General features: G+C 68.4%; 15 protein-coding genes. 5 read left to right on the forward strand and 10 right to left on the reverse strand.

Annotation, left to right across the window (positions count from 1 at the left end):
- The first annotated feature begins 135 nt into the window (after nt 1-135).
- Complete coding sequence (gene lysM / locus JYG37_RS11550; protein WP_050013247.1) at nt 136-606, forward strand: peptidoglycan-binding protein LysM; 471 nt, start codon at nt 136-138, stop codon at nt 604-606.
- Between the two features lie 93 nt (nt 607-699).
- Here lysM and JYG37_RS11555 read toward each other — a convergent pair whose 3' ends face one another.
- Nucleotides 700-1722, reverse strand: a complete 1023-nt coding sequence (locus tag JYG37_RS11555) for an asparaginase (protein ID WP_124554584.1) — start codon at nt 1720-1722, stop codon at nt 700-702.
- A 271-nt stretch (nt 1723-1993) separates the two neighbouring features.
- Here JYG37_RS11555 and JYG37_RS11560 point away from each other — a divergent pair, with 271 nt between their 5' ends.
- The 3 genes from JYG37_RS11560 to JYG37_RS11570 all read left to right on the forward strand — a co-directional run bounded on the left by JYG37_RS11560 (nt 1994) and on the right by JYG37_RS11570 (nt 3836).
- The gene (locus tag JYG37_RS11560; RefSeq protein WP_011549641.1) at nt 1994-2284 is read left to right on the forward strand and encodes a PsiF family protein; all 291 of its coding nucleotides are present in this window, start codon (nt 1994-1996) and stop codon (nt 2282-2284) included.
- A 258-nt stretch (nt 2285-2542) separates the two neighbouring features.
- The gene (locus JYG37_RS11565; protein ID WP_012328676.1) at nt 2543-2992 is read left to right on the forward strand and encodes a membrane protein; all 450 of its coding nucleotides are present in this window, start codon (nt 2543-2545) and stop codon (nt 2990-2992) included.
- A gap of 256 nt (nt 2993-3248) precedes the next feature.
- A complete protein-coding gene (locus tag JYG37_RS11570; RefSeq protein ID WP_050013250.1) occupies nt 3249-3836 on the forward strand; it encodes a BPSL1445 family SYLF domain-containing lipoprotein in 588 nt (195 codons plus the stop codon).
- A gap of 123 nt (nt 3837-3959) precedes the next feature.
- Here JYG37_RS11570 and JYG37_RS11575 read toward each other — a convergent pair whose 3' ends face one another.
- From JYG37_RS11575 to mltG, 9 genes are all read right to left on the reverse strand, one after another.
- Nucleotides 3960-5024: a glycosyltransferase family 4 protein gene (locus tag JYG37_RS11575; protein ID WP_050013251.1), complete on the reverse strand. Its 1065-nt coding sequence runs from the start codon at nt 5022-5024 to the stop codon at nt 3960-3962.
- Nucleotides 5025-5306: 282 nt separating this feature from the next.
- The gene (locus tag JYG37_RS11580) at nt 5307-6482 is read right to left on the reverse strand and encodes an AAA family ATPase (protein WP_124652561.1); all 1176 of its coding nucleotides are present in this window, start codon (nt 6480-6482) and stop codon (nt 5307-5309) included.
- Nucleotides 6483-6525: 43 nt separating this feature from the next.
- Nucleotides 6526-7698: a mechanosensitive ion channel family protein gene (locus JYG37_RS11585; protein WP_213345418.1), complete on the reverse strand. Its 1173-nt coding sequence runs from the start codon at nt 7696-7698 to the stop codon at nt 6526-6528.
- An 89-nt stretch (nt 7699-7787) separates the two neighbouring features.
- Nucleotides 7788-8144, reverse strand: a complete 357-nt coding sequence (locus JYG37_RS11590; RefSeq protein WP_006485939.1) for a Rap1a/Tai family immunity protein — start codon at nt 8142-8144, stop codon at nt 7788-7790.
- Nucleotides 8145-8266: 122 nt separating this feature from the next.
- A complete protein-coding gene (locus tag JYG37_RS11595) occupies nt 8267-8977 on the reverse strand; it encodes an ankyrin repeat domain-containing protein (RefSeq protein WP_124652565.1) in 711 nt (236 codons plus the stop codon).
- A 43-nt stretch (nt 8978-9020) separates the two neighbouring features.
- Nucleotides 9021-9800, reverse strand: coding sequence for a TatD family hydrolase (locus JYG37_RS11600; RefSeq protein ID WP_050013255.1), 780 nt, complete (start codon nt 9798-9800; stop codon nt 9021-9023).
- A gap of 141 nt (nt 9801-9941) precedes the next feature.
- Nucleotides 9942-10970 (reverse strand): DNA polymerase III subunit delta', encoded by a 1029-nt coding sequence (locus tag JYG37_RS11605; RefSeq protein WP_050013256.1) that lies wholly within the window; start codon nt 10968-10970, stop codon nt 9942-9944.
- 18 nt (nt 10971-10988) lie between these two features.
- The gene (tmk, locus tag JYG37_RS11610) at nt 10989-11609 is read right to left on the reverse strand and encodes a dTMP kinase (protein WP_050013257.1); all 621 of its coding nucleotides are present in this window, start codon (nt 11607-11609) and stop codon (nt 10989-10991) included.
- Nucleotides 11609-12628 (reverse strand): endolytic transglycosylase MltG, encoded by a 1020-nt coding sequence (mltG, locus tag JYG37_RS11615; RefSeq protein ID WP_050013258.1) that lies wholly within the window; start codon nt 12626-12628, stop codon nt 11609-11611. The genes tmk and mltG overlap by 1 nt, the downstream gene beginning before the upstream one ends.
- Before the next feature lie 77 nt (nt 12629-12705).
- Between mltG and ygfZ the strand changes: the two genes are divergently transcribed.
- The gene (gene ygfZ / locus JYG37_RS11620) at nt 12706-13740 is read left to right on the forward strand and encodes a CAF17-like 4Fe-4S cluster assembly/insertion protein YgfZ (protein WP_213345420.1); all 1035 of its coding nucleotides are present in this window, start codon (nt 12706-12708) and stop codon (nt 13738-13740) included.
- The last annotated feature ends 72 nt before the right edge of the window (nt 13741-13812 follow it).

Genomic DNA, 13812 nt, shown 5'->3' on the forward strand with positions numbered 1-13812 from the left:
GAACGCCTACACTTTCGCCACGCCTTTCGAGAAAACCGCCGCGCCTGCGCGCCCCTTCCGGGCCCGCACCCAGCGCGGTGTTTTTTTCGCCACTTCACGGCGCGTTTTCTTTTCAACCACCTAAGGAGTGCAACGATGGGTCTTCTTTCGTTTATCAAGGAGGCGGGTGAAAAACTGCTGGGTCACGCCGATGCACAGGCAGCGGAAGATCCGAATGCCGCGAACCAGACCGCGGCCGATGCGATCAAGAATTACATCAACTCGCAAGGTCTCGACACGTCGAACCTGACCGTCGCGTTCGACGGCGCCTCGCGCACCGTCACGCTGTCGGGCAGCGTCGCCGATCTCGACACGAAGGCGAAGGTCAAGGTCGCGGCCGGCAACGTGCAGGGTGTCGCGGGCGTCAACGACGACGATCTGCAGCCGGACGATCCGGAAGTGCGGTACCACGACGTGAAGCCGGGCGACACGCTGTCGGCGATCGCCAAGGAAGTGTACGGCGACGCGAACAAATATCCGGCGATCTTCGAGGCGAACAAGCCGATGCTGTCAAGCCCGGACCGGATCTACCCGGGCCAGAAGCTCGTGATTCCGCCGCAGTCCTGAGCATTCGCGCAGCACTGACGTAAAAATGGCAGGCTATTCATTGGCCTGCCATTTTTTATGCTTTCTACGCGCCGCCCGAGCGGCGGCCATCGGTCACAGCGTGTCGAATACGCGTTGCAATGCGTCGCGATCGCGAATGCCGTTCGCGAGTGCGAGCATCAGCAGCACACGCGCCTTGAACGGGTGCAGCGAGCCCGCGCTCACGAAACCGAGCGCATCGTCGCTCGCGGCGCCGTTGCGCATCACGTGCCCCGAACCGACGCGCGACGCACGGACCACGGCCACGCCCGCGTTCACCGCATCGGCGAGCGCCGTCTGCAGCGTCGCATGGATCGACCCGTTGCCGGTGCCCGCGACGACGAGGCCGCGCACGCCGGCCGCGACGAGCGCGTCGACGGCCGTGCGCGTCACGCCCGCATAGCTCGCGACGACTTCGACCGGCGGCCAGGTCGCGGCGATCGCCAGTTGCGCGTCGCGCGTGCGCGTGACGCGGCGGGCGAATTCGACGCGGCCGTCCTGCACCCAGCCGAGCGCACCGAGCTCCGGTGACTGGAACGCGTCGACCGCGTACGTGCTCGTCTTCACGACGTCGCGCGCGCCATGGATCCGGTTGTTGAACGCGACCAGCACGCCCTGCCCGCGCGCGGCCGGATGGGCGGCCACGGTCACCGCGTTCAACAGGTTCAGCGGGCCGTCGGACGACAGCGCGGTGGCCGGCCGCATCGCGGCCGTCAGCACGACCGGCTTGTCGCCCCGGACGACCAGATGCAGCGCGTACGCGGTTTCCTCGAGCGTATCGGTGCCGTGGGTGATCACGATGCCGTCGATGGCCGGATCGGCCATCAGCGCGTCGATCCGCGCGGCGAGCGTATTCCATAGCGGCAGCGCGAGATCCTTGCTGTCGATGCTGGCGACCTGCTCCGCGTCGATGCGTGCGACCGACGCGAGCGCCGGCACGGCGTCGACGAGGAAATTGACGCCGAGCGCGCCGGCCTGATAGCCAGCCGTGCTGGCCGCGTCGGGCGCGGCGCCGGCGATGGTGCCGCCGGTGGCGAGTACGGCGATGCGCGGCAGCGCCGCCGCGGACGAAGAGGATGCGGTGTTCGGTGTATTCATGGCCGCGATTGTAATGGCTCGCGCCCGGCATCCGGTAGGTCCGGCGCGAACGCGCGCTGCGCGCGCCCCGTGTCATGGTTTGTCCCGATCGCCGGCGCGTGCGCGCCGTCAACGGCCATGCCGCCCCCCGCGTTATAGAAAGGCCGTTTTGGTGTTTTCACATTGATTTGCCATAATCGGAGCGCGCGGCGCGATGCGACCCTGTTCACGTCGCGCCGGGCTTCGTGACGGCGTCGATATAAAACGCAATTCACCCCATGGGAGTGTCGAAATGAAAATCCAATCGCTCGTAGCCGCAGTGCTTCTCGGCGGCATGCTGGCTTCCCCCGCATTCGCGGCGAACAGCCAGCAGGACAAGATGAAGGCCTGTAACACGCAGGCAGCCGGCAAGACGGGCGATGAACGCAAGGCGTTCATGAAGGACTGCCTGTCGGCGAAGCCCGCGAAGGCGATGACGCAGCAGGAAAAGATGAAGGCGTGCAACACGCAGGCCACCGGCAAGAAGGGCGACGATCGCAAGGCGTTCATGAAGAGCTGCCTGAGCAACCAGCCGGCCGCCTGAGTTCCGGCGCTCCCGTCTCGAATGCCGCGCCCCGCTTCGGCGGGCGCGGCATTTTTATATTCGTTGCACGCGCATCGACGCACGCATTCCAGCGTTTCCCGCCCCGTTTTTCCGGCCTGCCGCCGCGGTGCCGTCACATGGTGCGGCAATTCGCCGCGTTTTCTTCTATGATGGCTGCAACGCGGCCCACCCAAGACCAAGAAGCGCCATCGGGCCGCCCTCGAGACGGACGCGCACGCGCGTCAAACGGAGGCTTGGATGGCATGGAGACAACACCGCTGGTTCCGCCGCTGGCTGATCGTGATCGTGTTCTGGGCGGTGCCCGTCGCGATCATCGCCGTGCGCGAGATCCGCGAGGAAATGGCGTACAACAAGGCGGACCTGCAGCTCGCGCTGACCACCTGGCAGCTCACCGACGCGCAGCAGGCCGCCGGCGCCGCCGCGAAGTGCCACGGGGATCCTGACGAAGCGCGCGCGGCCGGCTGCCCGGCCGACGTGCTCGCCGCCAACGCGCCGCGCCAGCAGGCGGCCCGCGACGAATACGTGGTGCGCCGCAATACGCTCGCCGGTTACCTGTGGCATGCGTTCGTCGGCTACTGGGTCGTCCCGGCCGCGTTCCTGTTCGCATGCGGCGTCGTGATCGCGCTGATCCGCCGCGCGCTGCGCCGCCCGCCGATCAAGCCGCCCGTTCCGCCCGTCACGCACTGACACCGACGCACACCGCAAGCGCCGCCGCTCTCCGCTCTCCGCTCGCCCCTCGCGTTCGCCGCACGCCGGCCACGCGCGGGCCACGCGTCGCGCGTCGGCGTCGTTTCGTCCGTTGGCGCGCCGCGACATCCCCGCGCGATTTGACGCTTTTTCACACGGCAACGAAAAGAGGCCGTAATCCGCTGTGATATAACTGCCGACGTGATCCGCTCCTTGAGCGAGACTCACTCCGAACGTCATCCGATGGAGAACAACGATGCAAAAACGGACTCTTGTGCTCAAAGCCGCCGCCGCGCTCATCGTCGGTAGCCTCGCGCTCACCGGTTGCACCACCACCCCGGACAAGCCGGACAACGCCGCGACCAACGCGTCGAAGCGTCAGTCGATCGACGCGAGCGTCGACGCCACGCTGTCGCGCATGTACTCCACCGTCAAGGGTTCGCGCGAGCTCGTCGCGAAATCGCGCGGCGTGCTGGTCTTCCCCGAAGTGCTCCAGGCCGGCTTCATCGTCGGCGCCCAGTCCGGCAACGGCGCGCTGCGCGTGGGCGGCAGCACCGTCGGCTACTACAACACGTCGTCGCTGTCGGTCGGCCTGCAGGCGGGCGCGCAGTCGAAGGCGGTCGTGTTCCTGTTCATGACGCAGCAGGCGCTCGACGAATTCCGCAACTCGGACGGCTGGGCAGCCGGCGCCGGCGCATCGGTCGCACTCGTGAAGATGGGCGCGAACGGAGCGGTCGACTCCAACACGGCCACGGCGCCGATCCAGGTCGTCGTGCTGACCAACGCGGGCCTGATGGGCGACGTGTCGATCAACGGCACGAAGGTCACGAAGCTCAAGATCTGACGTCGACGCACTGCCCGCGCGCATGGCGCGCGGGGCATGCGCAAACGGCGATGTCCTTGCGGGCATCGCCGTTTTTTTATCCGCCCGCGACGCGCGCCAGGTCGGACAGGTTGCTCAGGCCGATCAGGTCGTCGAATCGATCACCTTGAAGCGCGAGCGCTTCTGCGCGCGGATCACCGACTGGTACACGTCGACGTACTGCTGCGCCATCCGGCGCGACGTGAAGCGCTCCTCGAAGCGCTGCCGCACGCGCGCACGCGGCAGCAGATGCAGCCGGTTCACGGCGGCCACCGCGCTGATTTCATCCTCGACGATGAAACCCGATACGCCCTCGTCCACCACTTCGGGCACCGCGCCGCGGTTGAACGCGATCACCGGCGTGCCGCACGACATCGCCTCGATCATCACCAGGCCGAACGGCTCAGGCCAGTCGATCGGAAACAGCAGCGCATGCGCGCCCGACAGGAATTCGGCCTTCTCGTGATCGGCGATCTCGCCGATGTATTCGACGTGCGGCAACGCGAAGAGCGGCTTGATCTCGCGGTCGAAGTATTCCTGGTCGGCCGCGTCGATCTTCGCGGCGATCCGGATCGGCAGCCCGCACTGGCGCGCGATGCGGATCGCGGTGTCGACGCGTTTTTCCGGCGAGATGCGGCCGAGGAACGCGAGATAGCGCGGCTCGACCGGCTGCGGCATGTACAGCGTATCGGGCAACCCGTGATAGACGGTCGTCAGCCATTTCGCCTGCGGCAACGGCTGGCGCTGCGAATTGGAAATCGAGATCACCGGCGCCGTGTTGAACGTGTCGAACACCGGTTGCTGCTCGGGCAGGTCGAGCCGGCCGTGCAGCGTCGTCACGTAAGGCGTTTCCTGCCGGTTGAAGACCGAGAACGAGTAGTAGTCCATGTGGAAATGGAGCACGTCGAAATCCTTCGCGCGGCGCGCGACCGTCTCCATCAGCAGCATGTGCGGCGCGACGCGGTCGCGGATCGATGAATCGAGCCGCAGCGCGCGCGGCCACACGGGCTCGAGTTTCGCCCGCGTCGTCGAATCGCCGCTCGCGAACAGCGTCACGTCGTGGCCGAGCTCGACGAGCGCCTCGGTGATGTAGGACACGACGCGCTCCGTGCCGCCGTACAGCTTTGGCGGCACGGATTCGGTCAGCGGGGCGATCTGGGCAATTCTCATGGTCCACGTCTCCTGTGTCCTGTCCGTTGCGGCACGGCCGGCCGGTCCGCGCTCGCGCGCGCCGTCCGTCTCCCTGCCGCGCCGGCCGGCGTGGGGCCAGCCGGATATCTCATTATTATTCGCGATCCCGACGAGCGAAACCGCAGGTCTTGCATTTTTTGGGGGTTGTTACAGACCGGATACATTCGACCGAGCGGGCCCGGCCGCCCCGCGTCGGGCCCCGGTCGGGCCGATCCCGCGCCACCGGGCGCCGATCGCCACCCCGAGCACGCGATCGGGCTGTCAACGCGACGGCCACTTCCACGCCGGCAGGTCGCGCGAATCGGCATCGACGAGCGCGGTCGCGCCGAGCTGCTTGTCGAGCACCAGCGATTCGCAGCCGGCCTCGCGCTCGAGTGTCGCGATGAGCCGCGCCGCGTGCGACACGACCAGCACCTGCGAGTGCCGGGCCGCCTGCGCGATCAGGCGGCCGAGCGCGGGCAGCAGATCGGGATGCAGGCTCGTCTCCGGCTCGTTCAGCACCATCAACGCAGGCGGCCGCGGCGTCAGCAGCGCGGCCGCGAGCAGCAGGTAGCGCAGCGTGCCGTCGGACAGCTCGGCCGCCGCCAGCGGCCGCAGCAGCCCCGGCTGGCGCATCAGCACGTCGAAGCGGCCGCGGCCGCCCGGATTGTCGATCTCGACCGACGCGCCGGGAAACGCGTCGTCGATCGCCGCGTCGAGCGCCGCCGCGTCGCCGATTTCGCGAATCGTCTGCAGCGCGGCGGCCAGGTCCGCCCCGTCGTCCGCGAGCACCGGCGTATGGGTGCCGATGTGCGACTGGCGCGCCGGCGCCTGCGCATCGGTCCGGAAATGGTCGTAGAAGCGCCACGAGCGGATCCGTTCGCGCATCGCGATCATCTCGGGCGCGCCGATCGGATCGGCGAACTCGGTCATCATGCTGTCGAAGCTCGCGACCGGCTGCGGAATCGTCCGCCAGTCGCCCGATGCGGTACGCGCACGGATCTGCGCGCCCTGCCGGTCGACCAGCAGCGTGGACGGGCGCGGCACCGCGCCGCCCCAGATGCATTCGCGCTTGACCACCGGATCGAGCGCGAACTGCGAGCGGCTCGGCAGCGGCAGGCCGAGATCGATCGAATAGCCGAAATCGTCGCACGCGAAGCCGAGCTTCAGGCTTACCGGGCCATTGCGCACGGTGCCCGTCACCGGCACGTCGCCCGCCAGCATCGCGCGCGAAAAGCGCTCGGGGCCGGCCCACAGCGTCGACGGCAAGCCGCCTTCGCGCGCGAGCGACGGGATCACGCGGCCCTGTGCGGTATCGGCGAGCAGCCGCAGCGCGCGGTACACGCTCGACTTGCCGCTGCCGTTCGGTCCCGTGACGACGTTGAGCGCCGCGAGCGGCACGATCAGCTCGCGCAGCGAGCGGTAATTGGCGATGGCGAACGTCTTCAGCGCGGTCATGGAATTGGGCAACGGGGAATGGCAAGCAGGCGCCGGGCCGCGTTCAGCGGCCGTCGACGGCCTGCGGATCGGCCGCGGTGTTGGCCGCCGTGCTGGCGGCGGGCGACCGCGCGTGCGGCCGTTCGGGATTCGGCGCATCGGGCGCCGATTCGTGCGGATACAGCTCCATCCGGCTGCGCGGCAGGCATTGCGGATAGCGGTTTTGCAGATAGGCGATCAACCCTTCGCGCACGCGGCAGCGCAGATCCCAGCACGACGACGAGTCGGCCGCGCTGACAAGCGCGCGCAACTGCATCGTGCGCTCGGTCGCATCGGTCACCTGCAGCACCTGCACGCGGCCGTCCCACTCGGGCGCGACATGGACGAGCCGCGCGAGTTCCTCGCGCAGCGGCGCGAGCGGCGTGCGGTAGTCGACCGACAGATACACGGTGCCGATGATTTCCGCGCTGCTGCGCGTCCAGTTCGTGAACGGGTTCTCGATGATCCACTGCAGCGGCACGACGAGGCGCCGCTGGTCCCACAGCCGCACCGACACGAACGAGCCGGTGATTTCCTCGATGCGCCCCCACTCGCCCTGGATCACGACCACGTCGTCGAGCCGGATCGGCTGCGTGAGCGCGATCTGCAACCCGGCGATCAGGTTGCCGAGCACCGGCCGCGCGGCGATACCGGCGACCAGCCCGGCCACACCGGCCGATGCCAGCAGGCTCGCGCCGACCTGCCGTACGTTGGGGAACGTCATCAGCGCGGCGCCGGTGCCGATGATCACGATCAGCACCATCACGGTCCGCACGAGCACCTTGGCCTGCGTATGGACGCGCCGCGCCTGGAGGTTGTCGGCCGTATCGATCGGATGGGCCTGGATGATCGCGTCGCCGACGCCGGCCGCGAGCCGCACGAGCAGCCACGTGAGCGATACGATCGAGCCGACCGCGGCCGCGGCGCGCATGCCGCGCACGAACGATATGCCGTCGTCCGCCTGGACCCACAGGAATTCGAGCGCCAGCAGCGCCAGCACGACGAGCGACGGCTTGTCGATGTAGCGCAGGATCGCGCTCATCAGCGGATACGGCTGCGCGATGCGCTTGACGATGCGTGCGCCGAGGCGGTGCACGACCGTGACGACCAGTATGACGATGACCGACACGCCCAGCGTGCCGAGCCACGAATGCAACGGCGCATCGGCGATGCGCTGCAGTTCCTCGATTGAAATCATCGGCGCCCTCGAGTGATGAAGCGCGCAGGCTTCGTCCTGGATGCGTCGGCGACGTCCGGGCCACGCACGCGCCCGGACACGGCGTCAGATCAGTTGCCGCTCCTGCAGGGAAACGCCTTGCCGAGACCGAGCGACACCGCGGTGCTCGCGTTGTAGTCGGCCAGCTTCGGATTTTCCGCGATGTACTTGCGTACCGCGTCCGTCATCTGTTGCGCCCGGATGTCGGGCGGCAGGCAGAAGTACTGGCCGACGCGCGGCCCCGTGGTGCCGCCGATCGCATCGATCGTGTTGTAGACGCCGTCGGCGGCGCCTTCGATATAGGCCGCGCACGACGCCCGCGACTTGACGTCCGTCTTCGCGCACAGCCGGTCGAGATCCGCGCCCGTGAAAGCCGCCGCCGACAACGGCACGGCAAACGCCGCGGCACAAAACATTGCGCGCAACATGGTGTTCCTTCTTATGTCAATGCGGCCGGAGACCGCCTGCTGCCTTGGCCGGTGCGGCGCCGGACGCCCTGCTCCGGCCGGAAAGCCGGCCGGGCGGACACGCGCCGCCGCACCAAAAAACGTTATTTTGCACTCTTTTGAGCATCTGCCGGCGTCGCCGCACCGATACGCGTCGTTCGCTTGCTCAGGATCTCGATCGCGTCCGGCGCGTTGTAGTGCTTCGCGAACTCGAGCGCGGTGATGCCGAGCTGGTTCTTCACCTGCGGATCGGCGCCCTGGTCGAGCAGCAGCGTGACCGTCGACGCATGGTTGCCGCGCGCGGCCATCATCAGCGGCGTCGTGCCGTTCGGCGATGCGGTGTCGATGTACGCGTCGTGGTCGAGCAGCACCTTGACGACCGCATCCTGGCCGTTGGTCGCCGCGTAGTGCAGCGGCGCCCAGCCCTTCTTGCTCACTTCCGCGCCCTTGTCGATCAGCAGCTTGACGAGGTTGAGGTCGCCGTTCAGCGACGCGAGCATCAGCGCGTTTTCGCCGGCCTTGTCTTCCTTCTCGAGATCGACGTTCGGCGTCGTGGCGATCGCCGCCGCGACCTTGTCGGACTTCTCGCGTGCGGCGATCACGAGGAGCGGGTCGCCGTTCGGCGCGATCGTGTTCGGGTCGAGCTTGCCGCTCTTGAGCTGCTTGCCGATATCGGCGATGTCGTCGAACTTGACGGCCTTGACGATCGCGTCGAGCGACTCGGCATGCGCGCCGGCGGCGGCGAACAGGCCGCTCGCGACGAATGCGGCGGCAACGAGTGCGCGTTTGGGCAGATGGTTGGTCGGCTTCGTCATTGTTGTGGGCTCCTTCCCTGGGTTGTCGGCTGCGCGCCCGTCGTTAGCGGGCGATCTTGAACAGCCGGAAAAAGTTCTGCGTCGTCGCATCGGCGAGCGCCTCGACGGCGATCCCGCGCTCGGATGCGATAAAGCGTCCGACATGGCTGACGTACGCAGGTTCATTCGGCTTGCCGCGATACGGCACCGGCGCGAGGTACGGCGAGTCGGTCTCGATCAGCAGCCGGTCGAGCGGCACGCGCCGCGCGACGTCCTGCACGTCGGTCGCGTTCTTGAATGTGACGATGCCCGACAGCGAGATGTGGAAGTTCTGCGCGAGCGCCTGCTCGGCGACCGGCCACGGCTCGGTGAAGCAGTGCATCACGCCGCCCGGCACGTCCGCGCGCTCCTCGGCCATGATCCGCAGCGTGTCTTCCGACGACGAACGCGTGTGGATGATCAGCGGCTTCATCGTCGCGGTCGCCGCGCGGATGTGCGTGCGAAAGCGCTCGCGCTGCCATTCCATGTCGGCGATCGAGCGGCCTTCGAGACGATAGTAATCGAGGCCGGTTTCGCCGATCGCGACGACCTTCGGATGCGCGGCCAGCTCGATGAGCTCCGCGAGCGTCGGCTCGCGCATGTCCTCGTGATCGGGATGCACGCCGACCGACGCGTACACGTTGTCGTGCGCTTCGGCGATCGCGAGCACGTCGGGCAGCGTCTCGAGATCGACCGACACGCACAGCGCGTGCGTGACGTCGTGCTCGCGCATGTTCTCGAGAACGGCCGGCAGGCGGTCGGCCAGGCCCTTGAAATTGATGTGGCAGTGAGAGTCGACGAACATCGTGTTTCCTGAATACGTGAGACGGGCGCTCATGCGCCCGCCGGCATGCGGCACCGGGCGACGTAGGCGGGCCGGCCGGCCACGGTCGCGCCGCCGCGTGATCCGCTCATCGTTTCGCAACGCAACGGAAACAATGCCGGATCAACCAAACATTTCCCGATATCCGAGAAACAATTCCTCGAATACGAGCCGCGCGTTGAGCGGATGGTTCTCGGCCGTGCGCTGCCGCGTCACGGCCTTCATGAAGCGCGCGAATGCGTTCGCATCGACCGCTTCCGCGCAGCGCGCCAGGGCGGCCGCGTGCGTCGGGAAGTAGCGCGGCGCGCCGGCCATCCGCTGCGCGAGCAGATCGTACAGCCAGCGCTGCAGCCAGCCGAGCACCAGCGGCACCGGCAGCTTCTGCAGCGCCTCGCCGCACGCGAACGGATCGCAGCCCGCACCGGCGGCCAATTGCCCGAGCGTGTAATCGCGCAGCGGGCGATTCTCGTCGCTCGCGAGCGCCAGCGCGGCGAGCGGCGCGCCGCCGGCCTCGGCGAGCAGCGCGCTGGCGTGGTCGACGCCCTGCGCCGCGAGCCACGCGGCGGCGGCCTCCGGCGCTGGCACGGTCATCGGCCACTGCCGGCAGCGGCTGATGATGGTCGGCAGCAGGCGGTCGATGCGCGCCGACACGAGCAGGAACACGACGCCCGGCGGCGGCTCCTCCAGCGTTTTCAGCAGCGCGTTCGACGCGGCGACATTGAGCGCCTCGGCCGGATACAGCACGACGACACGCGCGCCGCCGCGGTGCGAACCGACCCCGCAGAAGTCGAGCAGCGCGCGCACCTGCTCGATCTTGATTTCCTTGCTCGGCGCCCGCGTCTTCTTGCCGCCTTCGTCCGCGTCGGCCGGCTTCGCGTCGTCGGCCGCGCCCGGCGCCTCGCCCGCCAGCGCCTCGGGCAGCACGATCCGGTAGTCCGGATGGTTGCCCTGCGAGAACCAGTTGCAGGCCGCGCAGGCGCCGCACGGCTCGCCGTTCGGCTGCGGCGATTCGCACAGGAAGCCCTGCGCGAGATGCTGCGCGAACTGCAGCTTGCCGATCCCGGCCTGACCGTGCAGCAGCAGCGCATGCGGCCATTGCGCGCGCAGTTGCTGCAGGCGGTCCCAGTCGTCGGTTTGCCACGGATAGATCATGGGTGCGTTCCTTGCGGGTTACAGCGCGGCGAGCACGCGTTCGAGCTGCTGGCGAATCTCGGGAATCGATCGCGTCGCGTCGACGATCGCGAAGCGGTGCGGCGCCTCTTCCGCGCGCCGCAGGTATTCGGCGCGCGTGCGGGCAAAGAACGCGTCGGACTCGCTTTCGAACTTGTCGGGCATGCGCGCGGCGCCGCGACGCTCGCTCGCGACCTGCGGCGCGACGTCGAACAGCACCGTAAGGTCGGGCTGGAAGCCGCCCTGCACCCAGCGCTCGAGCGTCTCGAGCTTGTCGCGCGGCAGCCCGCGGCCGCCGCCCTGGTACGCGAACGTCGCGTCGGTGAAGCGATCCGACACGACCCAGTCGCCGCGCGCGAGCGCCGGCTCGATCACGAGCGCGAGGTGCTCGCGACGCGCGGCGAACATCAGCAGCGCTTCCGTCTCGAGATCCATCGGCTGGTTCAGCAGGATCTCGCGCAGTTTCTCGCCGAGCTGCGTGCCGCCCGGCTCGCGGGTCACGACGACCTGCCGGCCGGCCGCGGCCAGCCGGCCCTGGAGGCGTTCGCAGAACCATTGCAGGTGGGTGGTCTTCCCCGCGCCGTCGATGCCTTCGAACGTGATGAATTTACCGCTCGCCATTATTGACCTCGTATGTATTTATCCACGGCCTTGTTGTGGTCGCCGAGCGTGTCCGAGAACACGCTCGTGCCGTCGCCCTTCGCGACGAAATAGAGCGCGCTCGTCGGGGCCGGATTGATCGCCGCCTGCAGCGCGGCGACACCCGGCAACGCGATCGGCGTGGGCGGCAGCCCGCGTCGGGTGTAGGTATTGTAGGGAGTGTCGGCCTGCAGGTCGCGCTTGCGCAGACGGCCGTCGTACGCGTCGCCGAGCCCGTAGATCACCGACGGATCGGTCTGCAGCGGCATGCCGATGCGCAGCCGGTTCGCGAACACGGCCGCGACGAACGCGCGATCGGCCGCGTGGCCGGTCTCCTTCTCGACGATCGACGCGATCGTCAGCATTTCGTAAGGCGTCTTGTACGGCAGCCCCGGCGTGCGCGCGGCCCAGGCCTCGTCGATGCGCGTCTGCATCAGGTGGTACGCGCGCCGGTAGATGTTCAGGTCGCTCGTGCCCTTGTCGAACAGGTAGGTATCGGGGAAGAACAGCCCCTCGCCGCTGCCGCGCTGCACCGCGCCGTCCGATGCGCCGATCGCGCGCAGCAGCTCGGCGTCGCTCATGCCGGCCGTCGCGTGCGACAGATCCGGGTTCGCGTCGAGCTCCGCGCGCATCCGCTTGAAGGTCCAGCCCTCGATGACCGTCGCGACGTACTCGTTCACGTCGCCGCGCGCGATCTTCTGCAGCACGTCGTAAGGCGTGATGCCGGTCTTGAATTCGTAGTTGCCCGATTTGAGCCGGCTCGACAGCCCGAGCACGCGCGTCATCGCGACGAACGCGAACGGCTCGACCGGCACGCCGCCGTGCTTGAGCTGCAGCGCGACGCTCTTCACGCTGCTGCGCGGCTTGATCGTGACGTCGAGCGATGCCGAGCCCAGCAACAGCGGCCGGGTCGCCCAGTAATACCCGCCGCCCGCGCCGGCAGCGGCCACAACGACGGCCAGCGCCACGATCGTCGCGGCGCATTTCTTCAGTAGGGACATGGAAACGTGACTCAGGTAAGACCCATATAATACTTGCTCGCCTCCGTCAAAGTCAGGGTTGACTGTTCCCTCATTCCATGAGCACACCGTTCGCTTCACCGGCTGCCCAGGCCGCATCTGCCTCGCTCCCCGTTTTCCCCCGCCCGCCTGCCGCCGATTTCGATGCGCCGGGCGCCTGCATGCCGCTGCCGCAGTTCGGCGTGATCGACGTGGCCGGCGACGACGCCGCGACGTTCCTGCACAGCCAGCTCACCAACGACATCGAGCATCTCGATGCCGGCAGCGCGCGGCTGTCCGGGTATTGCTCGCCGAAGGGCCGCCTGCTCGCGTCGTTCCTCACGTGGCGCGCCGGCCACGACGTGCGCCTGCTCGTGTCGAAGGACGTGCAGCCGGCCGTGCAGAAACGGCTGTCGATGTTCGTGCTGCGCGCGAAGGCGAAGCTGACCGACGCGAGCGACACGCTCGCGGTGGCCGGCTTCGCGGGCGACGTGCGCGACGCGCTGTCGGGCATCTTCGATGCGCTGCCCGACGGCGTGCACGTGAAGGTCGACGGCCCGGCCGGCGCGCTGATCCGCGTGCCCGATGCGGCCGGCCGCAAGCGCTATCTGTGGATCGGCCCGCGCGCCGAGGTCGACGCGCGCCTCGCCGCGCTCGCCGGCACGCTGCCGGTCGTGTCGCCCGCCGTATGGGACTGGCTCGACGTTCGCGCGGGCGAGCCGCGCATCACGCAACCGGCCGTCGAACAGTTCGTGCCGCAAATGGTCAACTTCGACGTGATCGGTGCCGTTAACTTCAGGAAAGGGTGCTACCCGGGCCAGGAAGTGGTGGCGCGCAGCCAGTACCGCGGCACGATCAAGCGCCGCACCGCGCTCGCGCACGTCGCCGGCGAGACCGATACCGTGCATGCCGGCATCGAGCTGTTCCACAGCGACGACCCGGGCCAGCCGTGCGGGATGATCGTCAACGCGGCGGCCGCGCCGGCGGGCGGCGTCGACGCGCTCGTCGAGATCAAGCTCGCCGCGCTCGACAGCGGCACGGTGCACCTCGGTTCGGCAGACGGCCCGGCGCTCGCGTTCGACGCGCTGCCGTACGCGTGGCCGACCGAAGCCTGATGCACTGACAACCCGTTCGCGCGCCGGCTCGCGAGTCGCAGCCGGCGCCCGATGTTTCCTGCGAGAGATTCG

The organism is Burkholderia sp. LAS2 (genome assembly GCF_018417615.1).
GTDB lineage: Bacteria > Pseudomonadota > Gammaproteobacteria > Burkholderiales > Burkholderiaceae > Burkholderia > Burkholderia sola.

Excerpts from the sequence above, each read along its gene's own strand:
- lysM (WP_050013247.1), top strand. The coding sequence starts at position 136 with ATGGGTCTTCTTTCGTTTATCAAGGAGGCGGGTGAAAAACTGCTGGGT.
- JYG37_RS11555 (WP_124554584.1), bottom strand. The coding sequence starts at position 1,722 with ATGAATACACCGAACACCGCATCCTCTTCGTCCGCGGCGGCGCTGCCG.
- JYG37_RS11560 (WP_011549641.1), top strand. The coding sequence starts at position 1,994 with ATGAAAATCCAATCGCTCGTAGCCGCAGTGCTTCTCGGCGGCATGCTG.
- JYG37_RS11565 (WP_012328676.1), top strand. The coding sequence starts at position 2,543 with ATGGCATGGAGACAACACCGCTGGTTCCGCCGCTGGCTGATCGTGATC.
- JYG37_RS11570 (WP_050013250.1), top strand. The coding sequence starts at position 3,249 with ATGCAAAAACGGACTCTTGTGCTCAAAGCCGCCGCCGCGCTCATCGTC.
- JYG37_RS11575 (WP_050013251.1), bottom strand. The coding sequence starts at position 5,024 with ATGAGAATTGCCCAGATCGCCCCGCTGACCGAATCCGTGCCGCCAAAG.
- JYG37_RS11580 (WP_124652561.1), bottom strand. The coding sequence starts at position 6,482 with ATGACCGCGCTGAAGACGTTCGCCATCGCCAATTACCGCTCGCTGCGC.
- JYG37_RS11585 (WP_213345418.1), bottom strand. The coding sequence starts at position 7,698 with ATGATTTCAATCGAGGAACTGCAGCGCATCGCCGATGCGCCGTTGCAT.
- JYG37_RS11590 (WP_006485939.1), bottom strand. The coding sequence starts at position 8,144 with ATGTTGCGCGCAATGTTTTGTGCCGCGGCGTTTGCCGTGCCGTTGTCG.
- JYG37_RS11595 (WP_124652565.1), bottom strand. The coding sequence starts at position 8,977 with ATGACGAAGCCGACCAACCATCTGCCCAAACGCGCACTCGTTGCCGCC.
- JYG37_RS11600 (WP_050013255.1), bottom strand. The coding sequence starts at position 9,800 with ATGTTCGTCGACTCTCACTGCCACATCAATTTCAAGGGCCTGGCCGAC.
- JYG37_RS11605 (WP_050013256.1), bottom strand. The coding sequence starts at position 10,970 with ATGATCTATCCGTGGCAAACCGACGACTGGGACCGCCTGCAGCAACTG.
- tmk (WP_050013257.1), bottom strand. The coding sequence starts at position 11,609 with ATGGCGAGCGGTAAATTCATCACGTTCGAAGGCATCGACGGCGCGGGG.
- mltG (WP_050013258.1), bottom strand. The coding sequence starts at position 12,628 with ATGTCCCTACTGAAGAAATGCGCCGCGACGATCGTGGCGCTGGCCGTC.
- ygfZ (WP_213345420.1), top strand. The coding sequence starts at position 12,706 with ATGAGCACACCGTTCGCTTCACCGGCTGCCCAGGCCGCATCTGCCTCG.